The following is a 24136-nucleotide window of genomic DNA, read 5'->3' as shown; positions in this document are numbered from 1 at the left end:
GGGGATTGGGAGAAATGGTAGTTGGGATCGTACTAGCGGCAGTTGTCATACTACTTTTACTTATTACGGTAGTAAAATGGCATCCATTTGTCGCATTAATTTTAACAGCAATTGGTGTAGGATTAGCAATGGGAATGCCTTTAATTGGAACTTCACCAAAAGATCCAGGGATTATTGATTCTATTAAACTAGGGCTTGGTAATACATTAGGGTTTTTAGCAATAGTTTTAGCACTAGGAACGATGCTTGGAAAAATGATGGCCGAATCTGGTGGTGCTGAACGTATCGCTAACACATTAATTAATCGTTTTGGGAAGAAACGAGTTCACTGGGCGATGATGTTCGTTGCATTTTTAGTAGGGATTCCGGTATTTTTCCAAGTTGGATTTGTACTATTAATTCCGTTAGTATTTACAATTGCGTTAGAAACTGGGGTATCACTTATTACAATTGGTATTCCGCTAGTAGCAGGACTGTCAGTCGTACACGGACTTGTTCCACCGCATCCAGCGGCAATGGCGGCAGTTGGTATTTTTAAAGCAGATGTAGGGAAGACAATTTTATATGCGTTAATTGTCGGACTTCCAACTGCAATTATTTCAGGTCCACTTTACGGGAAATGGATTGGTGCTCGTATACATAAGGAAGTACCATTAGATATAGCGGAGCAATTTGTTGAAAAAGATAATAAAAAAGAGCTTCCTAGCTTTTGGAATACATTGTTTACAATTTTACTTCCAGTATTTCTTATGCTTGGTGCATCAATAGCAGAAGTTGCATTAAATAAAACGAGTCAACTAGCACAAGTATTACACTTTATTGGAGATCCGATTGTGGCTTTATTAATTGCAACCATTTACTCTTTCTTTAGTCTTGGATATGCAAAAGGTTTCTCAAAAGATAAAGTGTTACAATTTACAAATGATTGCCTTGGACCTATTGCAAACATATTGTTAGTGATTGGTGCAGGCGGCGCATTTAATAAAGTATTATTAGATTCTGGAATTGGAACGACAATTGCAGATATGGCGAAAGAATCACATATTTCACCGATATTATTAGGGTGGGGAATTGCGGCACTAATCCGAATTGCAACTGGATCGGCAACTGTTTCTATGATGACAGCAGCTGGTATTGTTGCGCCGATTGCAGCAAGCACACCAGGTGTAAATGTTGAATTATTAGCACTTGCAACTGGTGCAGGGTCATTAATTTTATCACACGTGAATGATTCAGGATTTTGGATGATTAAAGAGTATTTCGGAATGACTGTGAAAGAAACATTATTAACATGGACTGCAATGGAGACTATATTATCTGTAGTAGCACTTGGGCTAATTTCGATATTAAATATATTTGTATAGAATAGGAGATTGATTAATATGAAACTAGGTTTAATTGGATTAGGAAAAATGGGATTTCCATTAGCTGAACACTTATATGAAGACAAGCATGAAGTAGTTGTATACGATGTAAATAAAGAGCTTGTTGAAAAGGCAGGAGAACTAGGAATTACTGCACGTCATACATTAAAAGAAATGATTGCTGAACTAGAAGCTCCTCGTACAATTTGGGTAATGGTGCCTGCAGGAGAAGTTGTAGAGTCAGTACTAAAAGATGTATATCCATTATTAGATGAAGGTGATATCGTTATTGAAGGCGGAAATTCATTCTATAAAGATACGTTACGCCGTGCTGAAGAAGCAAAAAGCTTCGGATTACATTATGTAGATATCGGTACATCAGGCGGTGTAGAAGGGGCTAGATACGGTGCTTGCTTAATGGTTGGTGGAGAAAAAGAAATTTACGACCAATTAGAACCTTTATTTAAAGATTTAGCAGTAGAAAATGGCTATTCTTATGCTGGCCGTGTTGGTAGTGGTCATTTCTTGAAAATGGTTCATAACGGTATTGAGTACGGCATGATGCAAGCAATCGCTGAAGGATTTGAAGTACTAGATAAGAGTGACTTTGATTTCAATTATGAAGATGTTGCAAAAGTATGGGCTAACGGATCAGTTATCCGTGGTTGGTTAATGGACTTAACTGAAAAAGCATTTGCAGAAGATCCGAAACTAGATGGCATTAAAGGTGTAATGAACTCTTCAGGAGAAGGAAAATGGACTGTTGAAACTGCACTTGAACTTCAAGCTGCAGCACCAGTTATCGCTATGTCATTATTTATGCGCTATCGTTCTCAGGAAGATGATACATTCCATGGAAAAGTAGTTTCAGCATTACGTAATCAGTTCGGTGGACATGAAGTTGTGAAAAAATAAGGATGTTTTTAAAAAGAAACTTGTGTATAAGCGCAAGTTTCTTTTTTATAGTTTAAGAAATTACTAATTTAAAAATACCAATCAATCATCGTTTTTTTTGTCACAAATGATAGCTTCAACGTTCATTGAATGAACAATATATTCTATATTTTCTTCTTTAGCTAATAATAAGGTTGTAAAGGAATCGTATATACTCATAAACGCATACTCATTATCTTCGCCAGTAATAATTAACTCATTATTGCTAATGTCCCAAATATCTAATGGAGTAGTATTATTTACCTGTAATAATCCGTTTGTATCAAGAATTGGTTCAGAGAAATATAGATTTTTTGCACCTTTAGAACCGAGGAGTTTAAGTAATTTGTGTAATAAAAATATAGACGTATAATCTTCTGTTGGATAATAAAGATCTTTTTTTAAGTTTGAATGTAGCTTTTCAGCTAAATCCTCTCTTTTATATTCTTCTGAAAGGACACTAATGGAAGTCAACATGGCCATTGCTAGGTCTGCGTATGAATGTAATCCACTACAAGACATCATTTCCTTCCAAGAAACGGATTTCCCATAATAAATGATTTCTTCAGCGCTAGGATAGATGTGCTCATATGGTCTTTTTCTCACAGACTTTTCCCATCCTAAAGGCATTTGGATAAACGGATGTAGCAATATAGCTGCAGATTTAAAGTTTCTTGGTAGTTGTTCTAAAATTGGTGATTTGTCATCTAGCCAAATGTAATCCAACAAAATATAACCTCCTCTTAGACTTTGAAATGTACGGATTCCCGTATTATGTTTTTTGTATTGATTGTATCAAATATAAAGCGAAGCATGAAATATGTCCCAACATAAAAGTAAGAATAAATAAAATGAAGTTTTCATAAATAGTAAAAGGATGCTTATGTCATCAGTATAGCTAAGAAATGTTGTTACATATGAGAAGAGCGTGTTAATAAAATATGAGGTGGTTAAATGGGAAATGAGCAAGTGAAGTCTGTAAAGGAAGAAAAAAAGTTATGTCTTTGTATGATCGTTAAAAATGAGTCTAGAATTATGGAAAGATGTTTAAATGCAACAAAATCAATTGTAGACTTTGTTTCTATTTGTGATACTGGATCGACGGATAATACGCCTGAAATTATTGAAAATTGGTGTAAGGAAAATGAGATACCTGGGACGGTTCATCATGAGCCGTTTAAAAACTTTGGTTATAACAGAAGCTTAGCTGTTTCGTTAGCGCAAAAAACATACCCAGAAGCAGATTATTTATTAATATTAGATGCGGATATGATTTTAGAGGTTGATCCGAATTTCGATAAAACGAGCTTAACGGAAGATCATTATCTTACATTACAATATGATGTTCATATTAAATATTGGCTTACACGTCTTTTAAAAGCTTCTTTACCATGGAAATCTGTCGGTGTTACTCATGAGTATTGGGATATAGATCGTTCAAAAGTTGGAGCGAATTACAATACGAGGGTAGCTCGGTTAGAGACTCTTGTCGTGAATGATCCCGGAGATGGCGGGAGCAAAGCTGATAAATTTGAAAGAGATGAGAGGTTGTTGTTACAGGGAATAAACGACCCAGAAACAACGCCAGATTTGCATATAAGATATTTATTTTATTTAGCTCAGACTTATTTTCATTTAAGTCAATTTGAGAATTCAATTAAATGGTATAAAAAACGTGTGGAAGCAGGAGGATGGGTTGAAGAGGTATTCTATTCGTTATTGCGAATAGGATTTTGTTATGAGCAGTTAGCAAATCGTTCAGCAAATAAACAAAATGAAGTGACAGATGCTGATGAAAAAGAAACTGTTAAAGGGCAAGAAGAGCAATATTTAGCGTTAGCTGTTTTTTATTTTCAAAAAGCTTGGGAATATAGACCAACCCGGGCTGAACCATTATACCAACTTGCAAGGTTGTATCGATTACGATCTCAAAACAATATTGCTTTGATGTATGCTCTGCAAGGGAAGGAAATTCCTTTTCCAAAGGATGATCTACTATTTGTAGATTATCATGTGTATGATTACTTATTTGACTATGAAATTTCTATTAGTGCTTTCTATATACCTCATAAAAAACATTTAGGGGCGGTGTCGCAAAAGTATTTGGAATCGATAAAAGAAAAGATTCCATTTCATATAGCAAATATAGTAGAGAATAATGCGAAATTTTATTAAATACATTTTCGATTAAAGGAGTAGTGGAGTAATCATGGAATTAATACGATGGGCGATTGAACTAGGAGAATCGGTGCATGGAAATACGTATGAAGAATTGATGCCACTACTAGACTATTATTATGATCGTGATCATTTAAAAGCGTATTGTATCGCAAATCTTCTTTTAAACATGGATGTATTAGATGAGGACCGGGAAAGAATCGAATTAAGAAGATGCATCGCTGCTTATTATGCTGGATTATATAAAGTAGCAAGAAAACATGCAAATGAGTTGGTACTTAAACATCCGGATGTAGATCTATATAAAAATAATTTAAGATTAATGGAAGTTTATTTGAATAAAGAATATGATTATTGTCTTTTTATATGCCCAAAGACATACGGTAGTTTCATAGATGTTGCGCGAGCTTTAAAGTGGAGGTTGGAGCAGGAGGGAAATACAGTAATTATATCAGAAACAATACTGGAAAATGTAAAGAATACAGTTGTTTTTGGAGCACATACATATGCATATAACCCGAACCTTCTTCCGAAAGATGCAATTGTTTATAATTTAGAACAGCTATACGAAGGAAGTCCATATGCGCACCCCCTTTATTTAATATTATTAAAAGATAGAGTGATTTGGGATTATAGTAAACAAAATATAGAATGGCTTAAACAAAAAGGGGTAGGAAAAGAAATAAAACATGTAGAAATGAACTATGCTCCAACTTTGGAAATAAAAAAAGATGCGTTTGAAGATGAAATTATTGAAGATATTGATATTCTGTTTATAGGTGCTCTTAATCCGAGGCGACAAGCTATTTTTGATCATCTAAAAGCGATTGCCCCGAATTTAAATATAGTTTTTAAAAATAATGCGTGGGGAATTGTTAGAAATGAATTGATTGCTAGAGCTAAAATTATATTAAATATTCATTTTTATTTATCAGGAATTCTTGAAACACCTCGCGTGTCTTATGCAGTCGCAAATAAGAAATTTATTATTTCCGAAAATAGTAATCCAGAAGATGAGGTAGAGTGGCCAGGAATTGTGTTTACTCCGTACGAAAAAATAATTGAAAACGTAATGAAATATATAGAATTACCAGAAGAACGGAAAAGATTAGCGGAAAAAGCATATAATCATTTTGAAGCAAATGAAAGTTTAGGTACATTGAGCATGAGAGATGAAACAAAGTAATTGTACAAAACTCATACGAAAGTATGAGTTCTTTTTTGTTTATCATACTATTTTATGAAACAAGTTAACTCTTTATATTGTGTTTTGTATAGAAATTTCTGATAATATATAAGTAGAACTTGAAAACAAAGGGGAGAAATAATCATGAAACTAGTCGTTATTAACGGTACACCAAGAAAATTTGGTCGAACTCGTGTGGTGGCAAAATATATTGCGGATCAATTTGAAGGGGAATTATATGATTTAGCAATTGAGGAGTTACCTTTATACAATGGAGAAGAGTCACAACGTGATTTAGAGGCAGTAAAAAAATTAAAAACGTTAGTGAAAGCTGCGGATGGGGTTGTATTATGTACACCAGAATATCATAATGCGATGAGCGGTGCGCTGAAAAACTCTTTAGATTACTTAAGTAGTAGTGAATTTATTCATAAACCAGTTGCATTGTTAGCGGTTGCTGGTGGCGGTAAAGGTGGAATAAATGCATTAAACAGCATGCGAACGGTCGCTAGAGGTGTTTATGCAAATGCAATTCCAAAACAAGTTGTGCTTGATGGATTACATGTGCAAGATGGTGAACTTGGAGAAGATGCAAAACCATTAATTCATGATGTAGTTAAAGAATTAAAAGCATATATGAGCGTATATAAAGAGGTGAAAAAACAACTAGGAGTGGAGTGATATGTCCTCACTTTATCATGATTCTCGCTTGTATTACATTCTAGGAGCCAATAGTCTATCTGCTATTGGTTCCGGAATTGTTATGATAACGATTCCTTGGCTGTTAATTAAAGAGAGTGGAGGAGAGACAACATTTGGTTATGTTTCTATCATTGCAACCCTCATTATGTTTTTATTAACACCATTCATTGGGCAAAGTATTGATCGTTTTTCAAGAAAATCTTTATTGCTATGTAACGAAGGAATCGGAATAGCCGTAATCGGAATAATGGTTATATGGGGATTTGCTGGGCAACCTTATCATTCTATTCACTATATTCTTATTTATATAGCCGGATCATTCTACTATTTATTGTTTTATCCTACAATATTTGCGTTCAACCAAGAGATATTTCAAGCAGAACATTATAAAAGTTTAAGTGGAACGATGGAAATACAAGGACAGTTAACACAAGTTATTTCTGGAGCGGCTGCGAGCTTCTTAATTGAAATTGTATCTTTGAAGTGGATTTTGTTAGTAGACATGTTAACTTTTGCTGGAGCATTTTTTCTTTTCTTATGTATACCGTACGTAAAGAAAAAAGAAGTGAAAAGAAAAATAACATTTAAGAAGCAATTGTTTGAAGGAATTCACTTTATGAAAAAACGTCCTAAGCTCTTTTGGTTCTTACTGGCCACTTATATGCCGTTTATAGGTGTTATGATGGCAAATTATTTAATACCAGTTTATATTTCGGATATACTTAAAGCCAATGCCTCTGTATACGCAATAGAGGGCACGATGTACGGTGTCGGAGCGGTTGTTGCAGGAATCTGTATTCCACTCATAATGAAATATGTAAAAACAGAAGTTTCAATCGTTATGACGATGTTCATTTATGTAATTTCAATTACCGCAATGAATATTGAACCTTCCGTAATTTTCTTATATGGACTTGCAATTTTTCATGCAGTTGGAAATGCGGGTACAAGAGTGGCGAGAAATGTATTGATGATGGAGGAAATTCCAAACGAAGTAATGGGACGTGTAGACAGCTTATTTCGCCTAATTGGTACTGGAATACGAATTGTATTATTAATGCTGTTTACAGCGGGTGTATCTAAAGCCGGAGTAATGCTTCCGTTTTACGTATTAAGCTGCATATTGATCTTCTCATTAGGAATCGCTATTTATTATGTACTATCACAACGTAAAGTAGCGGCGAATGTTTCTAATAAATCAATCGTTTAAAAAACACTTCTGCCGCCCTTTCTTTTTCTGTATAATAAAAAGAAAGGGAGTGCAAACTTATTTATGAACAAATGGATCTTTCTTATCATTTTATTATTACCGCCACTATACATCATTTATATGACGTTTAGAATGAACAAAGTTGCTCGTGAAAAGTTGAGCTATCACTCTCCGTACGTTCTTATACTGGGTGCAAAGTTATTTGGAGATAGACCGTCTTTATCTCTTCAAAATCGTTTGGATGTAGCGGTGGAGTATTTATTTTCCCATCCTGAAGCGAAAGTAATTGTTTCAGGTGGTCAAGGAGAAGATGAAGATATACCGGAAGCTCACAGCATGAGAAACTATTTAATGGTACACGGTATAGATGAGAGTCGTATTTTAATAGAAGATCAATCTACAAATACGTATGAAAACTTAAAGTTTAGTATGGATTTATATAATGTGAAACATGCAGTAGTTGTAAGTAATACGTATCATTTATATCGAACGAAAATAATTGCAAAGCGTTTAGGCATGAAGATGGAGGCACTAGCTGCTGAAACACCAATTCGTTCTAAGAGAAAAATGTATGTTCGCGAATATGCTGCTATTATGAAAACAATATTGTTCGACCGTTAGAGCTCAAATGTGAGCTCTTTTTTAATTTAAAAGCGTATCATTTGAAATGAATGCCATATTCCATCAAAATAAAGGAAACAACATTAAAGGAGTTGTATTTGTGATTCAATTTAATCATGTGTCAAAATCGTATGAAGATGGCACGAAAGCAGTGGATTCATTGCATTTAGAAATTAAAAAGGGAGAATTTTTTGTTCTCATCGGTCCGAGTGGATGCGGTAAAACAACGACAATGAAGATGATTAATCGTTTAATCGAAACGACTGAAGGATCGCTTTTAATCGATGGAAAAGATATTCAACAATATAATATAAACGAATTACGTTGGGATATAGGATACGTGTTGCAACAGATTGCTTTGTTTCCTCATATGACAATTGCTGAAAATATTGCAATTGTTCCTGAAATGAGGCAATGGAGCAAAAAAGAAATTAAAGCACGCGTCGATGAATTGTTACATATGGTTGGATTAGATCCGGATATTTATCGAAATCGTATGCCTGATGAATTGTCAGGAGGACAAAAACAACGTGTTGGTGTCGTGCGAGCATTAGCTGCAAACCCGAAAATCGTTCTTATGGATGAACCATTTAGTGCGTTAGATCCATTAAGTAGGGAACAGCTTCAGAAGGATATTGTACAGTTGCAAAAAAAGATTCAAAAAACAATCGTATTTGTAACACATGATATGCAAGAAGCATTATCACTTGGAGATCGCATTTGTATTATGAAAGAAGGAAAAGTTGTTCAACTAGATACACCAGAAGGAATTATACATAATCCGAAAAATGAATTTGTAGAGGAGTTTATTGGAAATCGCGGACGAACTTGGTATCAGGGGAAAAGTATAGCAGATGTATTGCCGCTTGATCAAAGTGTGCAATTAGAAGGGCAGGCCCTATCATTACATTCTTCTTTACAAGAAGCGTTAGTTCGTGTGCGTGATGAGGAGGTCGTTCCAGTTGAAAAAAACGGTCAATATATTGGAGCGTTAACAAGTCGTCATATTGTCAATTACATTGTTGAACAAATGAAGGAAAGAGGTTAAACAGTGACTAATTTTATACAAACGTTCCAAGAACGAAAAATAGAATTACTAACTGCATTAAGTGAGCATTTACAAATATCGCTTATTTCATTATTTTTTGCAGTAATTATAGCGGTGCCACTTGGCATCTTATTAACAAGAAAAGAACGAATGGCTGAATTTATAATAGGAACTTCTGCAGTAATGCAGACAGTGCCATCACTTGCATTACTCGGACTATTAATTCCATTAGTAGGAATCGGAAAACTTCCAGCGATTATCGCATTAGTTGTGTATGCACTATTACCTATTTTACGAAATACATATACAGGAATAAGGGAATTAGATGAATCTCTAATAGAAGCCGCGAAAGCTATGGGGATGAATAGTTGGAGAAGATTGTGGAAGGTAGAACTTCCTCTTGCATTGCCTATCATTATGGCCGGTATTCGTACAGCGATGGTATTAATTGTTGGAACGGCTACATTAGCAGCTCTCATTGGTGCTGGTGGGCTCGGTAAGCTTATACTATTAGGTATAGATCGAAATGATCATGCACTTATCATTTTAGGGGCCGTACCAGCCGCGTTACTCGCTTTATTCTTTGATATAGTACTTCGCATACTTGAACGACCGAAACGCTCTTCTAAGCGTGTTATATTGACGATATGTATTGTTTGTATAATGATTGCTTCTCCATTTCTTTGGAGTACAGAAAAGAAAGATATTGTTATTGCGGGCAAACTTGGATCAGAACCTGAAATTTTAATTCAAATGTATAAGCAGCTTATTGAACAAGATACAGATTTACACGTACAATTAAAACCAGGTCTTGGAAAAACAGCATTTGTATTTGAAGCGTTGAAATCAGGGGAAGTAGATATATATCCAGAATTTTCAGGAACAGCTTTATCTACTTTCGTGAAAGAAGAACCAAAGAGTACAAATCGTGATGAAGTATATGAGCAGGCTCGCATTGGAATGGAAAAGAAATATAATATGATTATGTTGAAGCCAATGGAGTATAACAATACATATGCACTAGCTATGCCGAAAAAAATAGCAGATCAAAAGAATATAAATACAATTTCTGATTTAGGGAATGTTGCACAGGAAGCCAAAGTAGGATTTACATTGGAATTTGCTGATCGTGAAGATGGTTATAAAGGAATGCAAAAATTATATAACTATAAGTTCTCGAATGTTAAAACGATGGAGCCGAAGCTGCGTTATAGCGCAATTGAATCTGGAGATGTTAACGTAATTGATGCATATTCAACAGATAGTGAATTGGAGCAATACGGACTGAAAGTGCTGAAAGATGATAAAGGGTTATTCCCACCTTATCAAGGAGCACCATTATTAAGAAAAGAAACGTTACAGAAATATCCCGAACTTGAAAAGGTATTAAATAAATTATCTGGAAAGATTACAGATGAAGAAATGCGAAAAATGAATTATGAAGTTAACGTAAATGGTAAAAGTAGTGAAGAAGTCGCAAAACAATTTTTACAAAAAGAGAAGTTACTTCGTTAAATTTACAAGAAATATACAAATTTATATGTTTGAAATGACCGTTCATTACAAAATGAGCGGTTTTTTTGTGCATACTTATACATTTTTTCAAAAAAGTATTCCATTTTTGCTCATTTTCTTTTAGAATAAGTAATGTTTTCCTGAAAAAATATAAGAGAAACGTCTATTAGAGAAAAAGGTGACTTTAATAGTTGAACGAACATAACACCTAGAATGACAGATGGGGTGGTACAAATAGAAAAGAAGTTAGGATTTTTTCCATTAATCGCATTAGTAGTTGGAACAATGGTTGGTGGCGGTGTTTTTAGTTTACCGCATGATTTAGCAGTAGGAGCAAACAGTGGTGCAATAATAATTGGCTGGTGTATTACAGCGATGGGAATGATTCCACTTGCGCTCGTATATCAAACGTTAGCAAGACAAAAACCGGAACTTGAAGGTGGAATTTATAGTTATGCACGTGCTGGTTTCGGTGAATATATTGGATTTAATAGTGCTTGGGGATATTGGCTAGCAGGAATCTTAGGTAATGTCGCAACAATTATGTTACTGTTTAGTACATTAGGTTATTTCTTTCCAATTTTCAAAGGAGGAAATAATGTTGCGTCTATCGTTGGGGCATCACTTTTATTATGGACACTTCATTTTTTAATTTTATTTGGAATCCGTGAAGCTTCTATTATGAATGTGATCGCAACAATAGGGAAGTTAGTTCCAATCGTTTTATTTATTGTTGTAATGGTAACAGCCTTTCGCTGGGACACATTTACACATGATTTTTGGGGAGAAGGAACGATCTCACTCTCCGCTATACTTGGTCAAGTGAAAAATACAATGCTTGTAACACTTTGGGTTTTCATTGGAGTTGAAGGAGCGGTTGTATTATCTGGAAGAGCGAAGAATAGTCGAGATGTTGGTAAGGCAACAGTATTGGGACTTATTTTAGTAATGTCCATTTATATTTTAATTTCTGTCCTGTCAATGGGAGCTATGACAAGAGGCGAACTTTCTGTGTTAGAAACTCCGTCCATGGGACATGTATTAGAGCACGTTGTTGGTCCATGGGGTGCAGTTGCGATTAACATCGGATTAGTTGCTTCACTTGTCGGTACATTAATTGGCTGGTTTTTACTTGTTTCTGAAATTTCTCATGTAGCAGGAAAAGATGGCGTATTTCCGAAAGTCTTTACGAAAACAAATAAGAAGCAAACACCGCACATGGCATTATGGATTTCAAATGGTGTTGCCCAAATTATATTTATCATCGTTTTGTTTTCGGAATCAACATATCAAATTATGTATTTCATTGCATCAACATCAATTTTATTACCATATTTATTATCAGCGTTATTCCAATTTAAATTAGTCATTACAAACGAACTAAAAGACGCTAAATTAAAAAACGGAGCGTTAGCTTTAATTGCTTCTATTTACTCTGTATGGCTTCTTTATGCAGCTGGTTTAAAGAATTTACTACTCGTTTCAATTGTGTATGGAATTGGAATTATTGTTTACACGTTTGCAAGAAAAGAACAAGGGAACCGTTGCTTTGTAGGTGCAGAGAAGTATGTGATGTGGGCAATTATTGTTGCGGCTATCACATCAATATATATGTTATTAACTGGAAATATAAAAATGTAAAAAGTCCTTTTCATTTAAAGGGCTTTTTTCTTTGTTTAGAGAATATTTACTACATAAGATATTCAGGAGGGATGAGAATGGAAGAAAAAGAACAGTTGTCTAGAATAATTGATTTAGCTAGTGAGTTAAGGAAAGTATTAGTGCAAGAATCTTTTTTTAATCATCATCCTGAACTAAGAGGAGTCATTGAAAATTTAGCAAGTTCTGTTGAAAATTTGGCGGAATTACAAATAAGTAAAGATGAAAACGCTGAAGATCGATTACGTTACGTACTTGCGAAAATGAAAATTGCTCATAATGCAATTTTACAAGAGAAAAAAGCATTTCCTTCTCATTAATATAAGTTTTTATTTTGAACCTGGCGGATAACGTCAGGTTTTTTATTTCTAGTTTTTCGTTTCTTTCATACACTAAGAATAGTATGAAAAAAGAAGGTGACTAAGGTGAAATTACATAAAGCTCTTCAGCCAAGTTTTATAAAACGAATGTACTATATGAGATTTTTAGGGAAATTTACAAAAGCTGAGAAAGAGAAGAGTGGAGAGAATTTCTTTGTACACTGCTTATCGCCAATACCATTCACTTTACAGGAACAATTTACAAATGAACCATATGTATTTGAAGGGTTATGTAGCAATAAAAAGAATGAAAAAATCTTTTCGGAATTAAAGAAGAGGAAATTAGAAAAGCAATTAGTAATGTTTCGTCTTTATTATGAAAGAGGAAATGTATACGTGGAGTTAATATGTACAGAAGAACCGAAAGAAATAGCAAGCAGCTATAAAATGATTCCGGCACCTAAAGTTACAAATCATAAAAAAAGAGAATCTTTAGAGCGAAAACTTAGCAACGGTTATTTATCATTTCTTATGCCAAAATTTCCGAAAGACTTTGAGCCTCCCGAATTATTGTGGCACGATGGAAGACTGTACGGAAACATATCCCTAAAGTCATCAATTAGCTCAATCGCCTATTTTGAACAGAAACGTGAATGTAAATATATAAACTGCAGTGACTGGACGAAGTATGTAGAAATAGCGGTAGAAGATCAATTATATTTTGTAAGTGATTATGTATATGAGCAATTAAAAAAACGAATGCATGAAGAAGGTAAGCTAGTTGAAGTAGAGGATATAAAAATACAAAAAGATGAATGGGAATGGGATGAGCGTGAATCGTCCTTTTTACAGTATGTACAAAGTATGGTGCATAATAAAGGGTTATATTTGGATGAAACGGATATTTATAATTTCCATATAAGTGTAAAAACAAATATGTTAACGATTCTTGGTGGTATACCGGGCGTTGGGAAATCACGTTTTGTGCAAACTTATGCAGAAGCATTAGGGTTGCAGTATGGGGAAGAGTTGGTTTGGATTCCAATTTCGCCATCGTATCAAGAACCACATGATTTACTTGGTTACCTTCATCCAAATGGTACTTTTATTGAATCTGAAGCGAAGTTAGTTAGGACGTTAATGAAGGCGAAAGAAAATCCAAATCAACTGTATATAATCGTTTTTGATGAAATGAACATGTCTCATATTGAGCATTGGTTTACTCCGTTTCTATCTGTTCTTGAACTTGAAACAAAAAATCGTATTTTAAACTTGTATGAGGGTGTACAGGACATAGAGAATTCAATTCCATCAACAATTGAAATTGGAGAAAATATTATATTTGTAGGTACTGTAAATTTTGATGAAACAACGAAAGAGCTCTCTGATCGATTATTAGACCGAACGAACCTAATAACGTTACAGAAAATTCCGTTTTGTGAGATGGGCATGGAACAGGGGAAAGTCGTATTACATCCACCTTTGAAAGTAACGGCGGGAGAATTTCGGATAAATTGGATGAGAAATAAAGCGATGATTGAAGTGTTTTCTGAAGAAGAATTAGAGCTATTAGATAAGTTGCATGTCGTATTGTCATCACATGACGCGTCTAAGGGAATTTCTTTCCGATGTGCAAATGCAATTGCGACTTATTTGCAAAACATACCGTTTCAAAATAACCATACCTATATGATTAGTAGAGAAGAGGGGTTTGATTTACAAATAAAGCAGCGTGTATTGACGAAAATCAGAGGGACCGAAATGATGGTTGGGCCTTTACTTTCTGAAGAAGCAAAAAGGGGGGCGACCTTAGTACCTCTTTTGCAATCTACACTTGCAAACAGAGTATCTACATTTGAACACTCTTTAGCATATATACGAGAAAAACGTAGAGAACTGGAGTTGTATGGATATGCAAAATGAAGGGCGTTATGAAACAAAAATCGTTGATACGAATGAAACGCTCCCTTTTGTATTAAAGTTAATCATTGGAAATGAGGGGAAAGGAGATTATATTTTATTAAATCGTCTTTGTACATCTACTACAGCATTAGTTCAATGTATTTATAAAGTACAAGAATTAAAACCAATAAGATTGCAGTACAATTATGAAATCCCAATGAATATTACTTTTATATGGAATAAAGTATATGAGGGACAGAAAAATATAAAAGAGGCTCAATATGAAATAAATGAAAAAAAACAAAGAGTATTAATATATGAACACGGGAAAACAGAATTCTTTTATCCATGGCGCTGTGGTCTATACCATTTTGAAGTGCGTATAGAAGATACAACGTATTATGGCGCATTTCAAATCGTACCGAAAAACTTTTTTGATGATCAATTTGAAATGATTCAAGACTATGTGAAGTCAATTTTAAATGAGTTGATTTTGGATAGAGGTTACTATAAAAAAACCTTCTCTGCACTTAGCGATATTGAGGATTCTTCTTATTTAGTGTTACTTAGAAAGTTACCGCAAAAAATGAAAATGATAAAGCAAATCTTTAAGAAAATAGAATCAAGCTCAAAATTTATAAATGAATATAAATGGGAAGGAAAAGAGCGAAAGCCAACAAGAAAAGGAACTATAGTGGCAGAACGAAAACCTTATGCCAAACATTATAATCGTAAGTTTATGGAACAAAAAAATAGTAAGGAAAATGCATTTCTTAAATATAAAGCGATGCAATTTTATCATTATTTAATTGAAGCTAAAAGTTTTTTACGTCAAACAATTGAAATATTAGAAAGAGAAAAAAAGAAAAAATCAGAAGAGTTTCAAGCTGTAAAAACGATTATACAAACAATTGAGCGTAATGGATCAGTAACCGATAGAGAGAAGCAAAAATATAAAAATATACATTTACTAAAAGAAGCCGATTTACGAAAGAGCTCAATGAAAATACAAGAATATAAAATATTGGCGCATATTGTGCATGAAAATGTACAATACTTTCAAATGTTAATGCACTCTTCATTTTGGAGGGAAGTTACTGAAACAAGTAACATGAACTTATATGATTTACCGATACCACATCAACAATTACTACATCATTTAGAAGTACTCCCGCAATATACGGATCAATCTCCATCATTATTATTTGTTTATAAGCCAACGTTTTTAGTGTATGAATATTACGCTTTTTTTATCGTTATTTCACTTTTAGAGCAAATTGGTTTTGAGGCTAGAAACTCCATCCGTGAACAAATACAAGAACATTTTTATGTAGATGGATTACAAGATGGAACGACAGTAGTTTTAGAACGAGATGATATAAAGGTGCATGTCGCATTTAATGACTTAATTGAAACACATCCTCTTATTGCATTAAGTAAAGGTAGTAATTTTTACAATGGTGAGGATACGAAGAAGCCAGATATTCGCTTAGACTGTTATGTAAAAGAAGAGGGGAAATACGTATATAAATCTTCTATTATTATTGAAGTGAAGTATAGTCCAATGTACAATATTTTTCAGCACGTCGGAAATACGAAAGCAACTGAGCAAATGTATAAGTACTGGTCTATAAAGTATGTAGAAGAACAGGATGGAAAGCGAGTCTATTATCGAAGGTCAATTTATGAAGTCATTTGTGTATATCCAGGAAGCCATATGCATAGTAAAAAAATTGAGTCTGGATGCGGTGTTTTCTTGCAGTTATATCCATATAAGACGAAACAAGGGGAAGAGAAATTAGCTGGAAAACATGGGATGGTACAAATTTTTGAAAAATGGCTAAAAAGCATTAAGAAGTAAAAGAAATCCTTTTTCATAAAGGATTTCTTTAGATTAAGAAGAATTATATGCTGTATGGAAAGAAACGTAGTGTAATTTAGATTTGAAAAGTGCTACAAATGTGTTATTAAAAGGAATGTGAGCGCGGGATAAAAGTCGATTAAATTGGAATCTAATTCATTTTGCAGAATATAATAAGTCATAAATATTTTTAGTTGCATACGAAGATTTGTTCTTATATGATAGATAGTGAAAGCGTTATCAAAAAAACAGAGCGGCGATGGGAAAGGCGGTTAAATATGTTCCAGCGTGTTCAAACAAAGGAAGAACATTTTGGGTTCGAGCAACTATGGGGAGATTTTTGTGAAGAAAGAAACTTAATGTTCGTAGAACGTAATTTAAATCCATCACGATTTTTATTAATAGAAGATGAACATCCTATTGGTACAGTAGAATGTATTAAGTATACGGTACCTGAACAATCGAATTCTGAGTTTTTCTATCCGTTTTCTAAAAATGATTTAGTAAAAGATTTGAAGAATGTATATGAAATAGGCAAGTTAAGTATTTCGAAAACGTCTCGTGGAAGAGGACATTTCAAAAGGCTAACAGCTATTTTATTTATACATGCGTTAGAAACAAAAGCTGAATGGTACATTGCAGCAGTAACAAAAAGAATGTATATGTATTTACTTACACTTGGTTTTCCAATTGAACCAATAGATAATCCTTTTCAGTTTCATGATACTTTACAAGGTGTACCAGTAAGAATTCATGCTCGAAAAGGGGTTACGCATTTGTATTCTTTAAAAGAATTTCGTGATGTGATTCAAGGGAATGCTCATGCACAGGCATTAATTACAGAATACAGTAAAAATATTATGTTAACGAAATAAAGCGAAGTGAATATGTATAATAAAGAGAATAATATTTGTATAGGATATAACTCTTCATTAAAAAAGACCCTTATTATTTTAATAAGGGTCTAAAAATTATAATCCAAATATACTAAAAATCATTTTGCGGCGCTTCGGTTTCTTTTCTCGTTCATATGTTGGTTTTGAATCCGGAGTAATATAAATGGGTTCTTCTTTCGTTAGGGCAGCTTCTAACTTTTGAATTCGCTCTAACATTTCCTCCATTTCACGACGGTGTTGTAAAAGTTGGTACGTGACGACATCATTTGCCTTATCTTGCATTTGTTCTTCCATTCGATCAAGTCTTCTCGTAATAGTGTTTAATTGATTAGCTAATTGCTCAAAATCATTCGATGATATGTTTTGAACAATTGTATTAACTTGAGTTTTTAATTCCTCAACTTCATTTGAGGAAGCCTTTTGAGTAGATTGAGAATTTTGAGATTGCTCTATTTGAAATCGATGGTGTTCTAACATTTGATCGACATCCTCTTGTGTGAAAATAAAGTGGCCATATTTGTTTTTCTCTATCGTAAGATTTAATTGTTGCGCGATCCGGACAACAGCCTTTGGGCTAACACCTAATTTCTTTGCGATAAATGGTGTTTTATATTCCAAAATAATCCCTCCTATATATATCCTGTTGAATGATTTCGAGCTATGAAGTAAGTTCCCTTCTAGTGCGACAAAAGAAGTGTGGAATCGGCAAAGAAAGTGTTTTTTCACGAAATTGAGTTGAGGAGAATAGTTCTTTTAAATAAAAATGTCTTATCGTAACATTTAGAATAATTTGACGAGTGTAAATGAATTAGATTATCATAATGATAAATATCTTTTTTATGTATGCATATAATATATAAAAAGGTGGTTGCTAATGTAGAATTTTGTTAGAGTATTAGAAATGCTTACTTCACTTGAATAAAATTAAGTAGGAGGTGGCTTCCTTGCTTACAAAGTAAGTAAGGAAAAGTATTTGGACATATATAGTATAAGTATAGTGATTGTTTTAATTGCCTTAACGGCATTTTTCGTTGCAGCAGAATTTGCAATTGTTAAAGTGAGAAGTTCACGAATTGACTATTTAATTGCAGAAGGAAATAATCGTGCAACATCGGTCAAAACAGTCATTACAAACTTAGACGAATATTTATCTGCTTGTCAGTTAGGAATTACTGTTACAGCTTTAGGAATTGGGTGGTTTGGTAAACCTGCGTTAAAGCAAATGTTTGATACGCTTTTTGCAAATTGGAATATCTCTACTCAACTAGCAGACATTTTTGCTGTAACTTTAGTATTTTTGTTAATTACTTTTTTACATGTTGTAATAGGGGAATTGGCCCCAAAAACATTTGCAATTCAAAAATCTGAACAAGTGAGTTTGCTTGTTTCTAAGCCGTTAATTTTCTTTTATCGTATTGCATTCCCATTCATTTGGCTATTAAATGGTTCAGCTCGAATCATTACGAAGCTGCTAGGGCTGAAACCGCCGAAGGGGCATGATGAGGTTCATTCAGAAGAAGAATTACGGTTGTTAGTTTCAGAAAGTTATAAAAATGGTGAGATTAATCAATCTGAATATAAATATGTAAATAAAATTTTTGAATTTGATGATCGGATTGCAAAAGAAATAATGGTACCTCGAACTGAAATGAATATTATAAGTAAAGAAATGCCTGCTGAAGAAGCTTTGCAAAAAATGTCTCGCGAAAAATATACAAGGTATCCAGTTGTTGATGGCGACAAAGACCACGTAATAGGTTTTGTGAATTTTAAAGATATTTTTACTGAGTTTGTACAACATAAAGCTGTTAATAAGAAGACAGTAGAGCAATATGTGAGACCAATTATTTTAGTTATCGATTCTATTCCAATTCATGATTTGTTTTTAAAAATGCAAAAAGAAAGAACACATATTGCTATATTGATAGATGAATATGGTGGGACATCTGGACTTGTTACTGTTGAAGATATTTTGGAAGAAATTGTTGGAGATATTCAGGATGAGTTTGATACGGATGAGCAGCCAGAAATTCAAAAGGTTAGTGAAACGAAGACGATACTAGAGGGAAAAGTACTTGTTAGTGAAGTGAATACGTTATTTGGTTTAGGGATTGATGATGATGGTGTTGATACAATCGGTGGTTGGATTTTAACGAAGAATATAGAGATTGCTGAAGAGGATTCCATTGAAATTGAAAATTATAAGTTTTGTGTGAAAGAATTAGATGGACATTATATAAAAAGATTAGAAGTTACAAAGATAGTAGAATCGATTGTTATTTTAGAAGATGAAAAACAAATTTCGTTACAAGAGCAAATTAGCTCGTAAACTCTGCTATATAGCAGAGTTTTTTTGAGCATAATGTTTTTTGAGGGATAGGGGCTATGATACAATGACATAAGTTGAACCTTTCACTAGGTGAAGTATTGTTGTATACATATATTTGGAAGGAGAAGAAGTATGAAAAAGCATTTATATATAAACGGAAGTTGGAAATCTGTAAACACGTATAAACCATTATACGCACCATATTCTGAAGAAACATTAGCGGAAATTGCACAAGGAACGGAAGAAGATGTAAAAGAGGCTGTTACTGCTGCAAAAAATGCAATGATAAAAATGAATAAATTATCTGCATATGATCGTGCGACTATTTTAGAGAAAGTTGCACAAAAAATGGATGAAAGAAGAGAAGAATTTGCAGAGATTATTGCAAAAGAAGCTGCAAAACCAATACGTGCTGCAAGGGGAGAAGTAGATCGTACTGTTCAAACGTACAAATTTGCAGCTGAAGAAGCGAAGCGTATATATGGTGAGACATTGCCATTAGACGCCGCACCTGGTGCAGATGGGCGTATTGCATATACAATCCGAAAGCCGATTGGGGTTATAGGGGCTATTACACCATTTAATTTCCCATTAAATTTAGTAGCGCATAAAGTTGGACCAGCAATCGCTGCCGGAAATACAGTTGTATTAAAGCCAGCTGATCAAACGCCATTATCATCTTATGCATTAGTTGAGTTATTTGAAGAGGCAGGATTGCCAAATGGAGCTTTAAATATCATTTCTGGCCCTGGCCCCACGGTTGGTGAGGCAATCGTCAAAAATGATTACGTTGCTTCTATTACTTTTACCGGAAGTCCAAAAGTTGGAATCGGAATAAAACAAAAGGCTGGGCTAAAACGAGTTACGTTAGAACTAGGCTCAAATGCTGCTGTTATTATTGATGAAGATGTAGAGTTAACAGATGAAATAATTGAACGTGTAAAATGGGGAGCATTTGTTAATAATGGGCAAGTTTGTATTTCAGTACAACGTGTTTTTGTACATGAAACGAAAATACATGAATTTCTCTCAAAGCTAAAGAAAGCGATGGAATCAGTTGTTGTTGGTGATCCATTGCTTGAGGAAACGGATGTATCAGCTTTAATTTCAAAAAAAGATGTAGAGCGAATTGATATGTGGGTTCAAGAAGCAATTAAGGAAGGAGCAACTGTTTTATGTGGTGGTAAGAAGCAGGATGCAAGAATTTTTGAACCGACTGTATTAACAAATGTTCCAGATCATGTATCTGTGCAGTGCCAAGAAGTATTCGGTCCACTCATGACAGTAAATACATTTAAAGAATTTGATGAAGCGATTGAGCAAGTAAATAATTCGCGTTACGGCTTACAGGCAGGAGTATTTACAAATAATTTATTTAAAGCAATGCGTGCAATTGATGAGCTAGAGGTTGGTGGTGTCATGATTAATGATATTCCAACGTTCAGAGTAGATCATATGCCTTATGGTGGTGTGAAAGAAAGTGGCACGGGACGCGAAGGAATTAAATATGCAATAGAAGAAATGACAGAAATGAAATTAGTATGTATTAAAAAATAAAGTGGAAAAACTTAAAACTTGCACTAAAAAACGAGTAGGAAATGTTTACGATTCCATACTCGTTTTTTACGCTTCTAGTAACTATTTAATTAAGTGTAACTTTTACTTCATTTCTTGTTTGAAAATAGTATCTTCTACATAAATTTGTTCTTTATCTATAGCAGTAGCATGAGTTAATACTAAACCGATTGGTGTTTTTGTATCTTTATTTTGAACAATTGTAAAAGGAACATTTTTTTCGTTTGCTAATTTAATGTATTTTGATAAATGTGGGTAAGCAATGCCACCATTTAGGAGGAGTTGTAATGATTGAGAAGAGCGCATGCTACCCGCCACTTCAGAGTATACATTACTTTGCATTACTTGACCGATTGTTAAAGCGATTTCCACACGCTCACGTAATGTAGTTAAATACATATTACGTTCTTCTGGTTTGTTTTGCTTTTGGCCGTAAATGCCTTCTTGGAGATAATCTTCCACATTTTTATTTACCATATTTTTCACACCTTTCATTTTCTATTGTACGCAAGAATTAAAAATGATGCAAAAAAAAGTCGTTTTGACTACGGAAATAATGAAAATATGTGAAGGAAAAAGGGGATTTGTATACAATTAGTTAAATAAGAAAGAAAAAATAATTTTATCAACAGAAATTAACAAAATGTGACAAAAATCTATTAACGAATCGTATTTTTTGTGTTAATATTCAAAATATAAAGGGTATTCGTCGTATGGAAATGGAGGGAATGGAGGTTTTTCCAATCGATAAGGATATTAAAGAAATATTTTGTTCACACTTGAAAAACAATAGGCACCAATTCGTAGAGAACTGGAAAAACAAAATGATAATTTCCGAAAAAGATCCATTTAAACTAGAAGTAGTTCAAAATGGAGAGGATTTACTAGAGTTAATTATCGAACTTACTATGGAAGATAAAGATATAAATTATCTTCAACCGTTATGTGAGAAAATTGCTATTGAACGTGCTGGAGCAGATGCGAATATTGGAGATTTTGTTTATAACGCAAACGTGGGAAGAAATGAACTTTTCGAAGCGATGTGTGAATTAGATGTTAGCGCTCGTGAATTGAAACCAATTATGGCAAAAATACATACTTGTTTTGACAAATTAATTTATTATACCGTTTTAAAATACTCGGAAATTATATCGAAGAATTTAGAGGAAAAACAGCAATATATTAACGAAACACATAAAGAAAGGCTGACGATTTTAGGGCAAATGTCAGCTAGTTTTGTACATGAATTTCGTAATCCGCTTACTTCCATTATGGGGTTTGTTAAATTATTAAAGGCGGATCATCCGAGTTTATCGTATTTAGATATTATTTCGCATGAATTAGATCAATTAAATTTTCGTATTTCGCAATTTTTACTCGTATCGAAAAAAGAAATGTGGAATGAATCGGAACGGTTTTGGCTTAATGACTTGTTTCAAGACATTATACAATTCTTATATCCGAGTTTGGTCAATGCGAATGTTTTGATTGAAAAGAATTTACCGTATCCAATTCCGCTTGTTGGTTATCGGAGTGAAGTGAGACAAGTATTTTTAAACATATTAATGAATTCAATTGATGCTCTTGAATCAATGAAAGAAGAACGAAAAATTATCATTGATGTATTTGAAGAAGATCAAGCTATTCGAATTGTGATAAAAAATAATGGACCAATGATTCCAGCTGAAAATGTAGAAACGATTTTTGAACCATTTGTAACTACTAAAAAGTTAGGAACTGGTATTGGATTATTTGTATGTAAACAAATTGTGGAAAAACATAATGGATCCATTATGTGTCGATCAGATAACGATTGGACAGAATTTCAAATTGCATTTCAAAAATAAACAGTCTACACCAAATGAATGGTGTAGACTGTTTTAATTTGTGAGTATAACGGCTTCTAATTTAGGATCTTTAGTTGAATAACCTACTATTGAAATTGTATAAATAACATTTGGTTCAACATTGAATTTTGGTATAGTCAATAAAACGTTTTTATTATCTGCGAGTGAAATTTCAATATCTGCTGTACCAGGGCTAACTTGCAAAAAATCTGTTATTTGTTTAAAGAGTACATTTTCAAATAAATGATCCCCATCTTTTAAATCTACGTTTACAACAGGGGTATCTGGAGAGAAATGTGCAAACCGTATTTTGGCTTGACCAGCTGGTAAATGTGTATTATCAAGTATAGGCTGTAATTGTAGGTGATTATCACTATTTATTGCAGCAAGAGTATAAGTATGATTTCCCATTATTGGTACCAACGCTGAAAAGATTGGAGTTTCATTTCCGACAGGAACAATATCTATACGGTATTTACCTTGCACTAATGATAAATAAGGGCTGAATTGCTTAAATGAAATATTTTTAATAACCTTTTGTCCGTTTACTAAAATGTCAACCGCTGGTGTATTTGGATCGGCATGAAAAATTCTTATATGTGACGGTAAAGCAGCTTTTTGTGAGTCTCTTGTTTCATACGCCTGTACAAGTTTTGATAGTGCATCGTAATATTTCATATATAATTCTATATATTTTTTAGGATTACGAAACTGATAGTAACGTGCGAGTTGTTCGTATTGTGTAACTTCTTGTCCATATTTTTCGATTTCAGATTGAGACATGAACATTCCTCCTTTGTCATCATTAAAACTATATGCGAAGCAAGAAAGCGGTTATGCAAAAAAAATGATTTTATAAAGGGAAAATTAAAAATTGACAACAAATATGTTTTCATAAAGAGGTGCTGGTGCTTACGAGAATTTCGCAGAGTAAAGCAGTACATATGACTGTACGAAAGTAAAATAAATGCCAAATTGAAAGTGCATTTC

General features: G+C 33.7%; 20 protein-coding genes and 1 pseudogene. 17 read left to right on the top strand and 4 right to left on the bottom strand.

The window, feature by feature from the left end; translation table 11 throughout:
- The first annotated feature begins 14 nt into the window (after window positions 1–14).
- Window positions 15–1364, top strand: coding sequence for a GntP family permease (locus ACUN13_RS12920; protein WP_000260208.1), 1350 nt, complete (start codon window positions 15–17; stop codon window positions 1362–1364).
- An 18-nt stretch (window positions 1365–1382) separates the two neighbouring features.
- Complete coding sequence (gene gnd / locus ACUN13_RS12915; RefSeq protein WP_409531850.1) at window positions 1383–2279, top strand: phosphogluconate dehydrogenase (NAD(+)-dependent, decarboxylating); 897 nt, start codon at window positions 1383–1385, stop codon at window positions 2277–2279.
- Window positions 2280–2347: 68 nt separating this feature from the next.
- Here gnd and ACUN13_RS12910 read toward each other — a convergent pair.
- Window positions 2348–3112 (bottom strand): annotated as a pseudogene (locus ACUN13_RS12910) (DUF2711 domain-containing protein).
- 139 nt (window positions 3113–3251) lie between these two features.
- Here ACUN13_RS12910 and ACUN13_RS12905 point away from each other — a divergent pair.
- The 12 genes from ACUN13_RS12905 (at window position 3252) to ACUN13_RS12850 (ending at window position 17374) form a co-directional block, all read left to right on the top strand.
- On the top strand, window positions 3252–4472 hold the full coding sequence (locus ACUN13_RS12905; protein ID WP_000526219.1) for a glycosyltransferase: 1221 nt from the start codon (window positions 3252–3254) through the stop codon (window positions 4470–4472).
- A 34-nt stretch (window positions 4473–4506) separates the two neighbouring features.
- Window positions 4507–5661, top strand: a complete 1155-nt coding sequence (locus tag ACUN13_RS12900; protein WP_000420431.1) for a hypothetical protein — start codon at window positions 4507–4509, stop codon at window positions 5659–5661.
- A gap of 144 nt (window positions 5662–5805) precedes the next feature.
- Entirely contained in the window at window positions 5806–6342 is a 537-nt protein-coding gene (locus ACUN13_RS12895) for an NADPH-dependent FMN reductase (RefSeq protein WP_000780355.1), read from the top strand.
- A 1-nt stretch (window position 6343) separates the two neighbouring features.
- On the top strand, window positions 6344–7573 hold the full coding sequence (locus ACUN13_RS12890; RefSeq protein ID WP_445423812.1) for an MFS transporter: 1230 nt from the start codon (window positions 6344–6346) through the stop codon (window positions 7571–7573).
- A gap of 63 nt (window positions 7574–7636) precedes the next feature.
- Complete coding sequence (locus ACUN13_RS12885; protein WP_001045715.1) at window positions 7637–8194, top strand: YdcF family protein; 558 nt, start codon at window positions 7637–7639, stop codon at window positions 8192–8194.
- 100 nt (window positions 8195–8294) lie between these two features.
- Window positions 8295–9242, top strand: a complete 948-nt coding sequence (locus tag ACUN13_RS12880; protein WP_078385998.1) for an ABC transporter ATP-binding protein — start codon at window positions 8295–8297, stop codon at window positions 9240–9242.
- A 3-nt stretch (window positions 9243–9245) separates the two neighbouring features.
- Entirely contained in the window at window positions 9246–10757 is a 1512-nt protein-coding gene (locus ACUN13_RS12875; protein ID WP_000181014.1) for an ABC transporter permease/substrate-binding protein, read from the top strand.
- A gap of 213 nt (window positions 10758–10970) precedes the next feature.
- Complete coding sequence (locus tag ACUN13_RS12870) at window positions 10971–12398, top strand: basic amino acid/polyamine antiporter (RefSeq protein ID WP_000129444.1); 1428 nt, start codon at window positions 10971–10973, stop codon at window positions 12396–12398.
- 77 nt (window positions 12399–12475) lie between these two features.
- Complete coding sequence (locus ACUN13_RS12865; protein ID WP_000391445.1) at window positions 12476–12736, top strand: hypothetical protein; 261 nt, start codon at window positions 12476–12478, stop codon at window positions 12734–12736.
- A 105-nt stretch (window positions 12737–12841) separates the two neighbouring features.
- The gene (locus ACUN13_RS12860) at window positions 12842–14659 is read left to right on the top strand and encodes an AAA family ATPase (protein WP_000766187.1); all 1818 of its coding nucleotides are present in this window, start codon (window positions 12842–12844) and stop codon (window positions 14657–14659) included.
- Window positions 14649–16499, top strand: coding sequence for a hypothetical protein (locus tag ACUN13_RS12855; protein WP_409531854.1), 1851 nt, complete (start codon window positions 14649–14651; stop codon window positions 16497–16499). Before ACUN13_RS12860 ends, ACUN13_RS12855 begins: the two co-directional genes overlap by 11 nt.
- A gap of 278 nt (window positions 16500–16777) precedes the next feature.
- A complete protein-coding gene (locus ACUN13_RS12850; RefSeq protein ID WP_000487796.1) occupies window positions 16778–17374 on the top strand; it encodes a hypothetical protein in 597 nt (198 codons plus the stop codon).
- Between the two features lie 96 nt (window positions 17375–17470).
- Here the strand turns inward: ACUN13_RS12850 and racA are convergent, their stop codons facing one another.
- The gene (racA, locus tag ACUN13_RS12845) at window positions 17471–18013 is read right to left on the bottom strand and encodes a chromosome-anchoring protein RacA (protein WP_000456023.1); all 543 of its coding nucleotides are present in this window, start codon (window positions 18011–18013) and stop codon (window positions 17471–17473) included.
- Window positions 18014–18368: 355 nt separating this feature from the next.
- Between racA and ACUN13_RS12840 the strand changes: the two genes are divergently transcribed.
- Together ACUN13_RS12840 and ACUN13_RS12835 are read left to right on the top strand one after the other, a co-directional pair.
- Complete coding sequence (locus tag ACUN13_RS12840; RefSeq protein WP_000356254.1) at window positions 18369–19724, top strand: hemolysin family protein; 1356 nt, start codon at window positions 18369–18371, stop codon at window positions 19722–19724.
- 132 nt (window positions 19725–19856) lie between these two features.
- The gene (locus ACUN13_RS12835) at window positions 19857–21281 is read left to right on the top strand and encodes an aldehyde dehydrogenase family protein (RefSeq protein ID WP_033696338.1); all 1425 of its coding nucleotides are present in this window, start codon (window positions 19857–19859) and stop codon (window positions 21279–21281) included.
- Between the two features lie 102 nt (window positions 21282–21383).
- Here the strand turns inward: ACUN13_RS12835 and ACUN13_RS12830 are convergent, their stop codons facing one another.
- Window positions 21384–21776, bottom strand: coding sequence for a YueI family protein (locus ACUN13_RS12830; RefSeq protein WP_000247558.1), 393 nt, complete (start codon window positions 21774–21776; stop codon window positions 21384–21386).
- Window positions 21777–22012: 236 nt separating this feature from the next.
- On the opposite strand from ACUN13_RS12830, the gene ACUN13_RS12825 reads away from it, so the two are divergent.
- On the top strand, window positions 22013–23146 hold the full coding sequence (locus ACUN13_RS12825; RefSeq protein WP_000425086.1) for a BA2291 family sporulation histidine kinase: 1134 nt from the start codon (window positions 22013–22015) through the stop codon (window positions 23144–23146).
- A gap of 33 nt (window positions 23147–23179) precedes the next feature.
- Here ACUN13_RS12825 and ACUN13_RS12820 read toward each other — a convergent pair whose 3' ends face one another.
- Entirely contained in the window at window positions 23180–23929 is a 750-nt protein-coding gene (locus ACUN13_RS12820; protein ID WP_409531856.1) for a DUF4397 domain-containing protein, read from the bottom strand.
- Window positions 23930–24136: the final 207 nt, after the last annotated feature.

It is taken from the genome of Bacillus cereus group sp. Bce041 (genome assembly GCF_052646455.1).
This window is presented reverse-complemented; position numbering and strand designations above follow the sequence as displayed.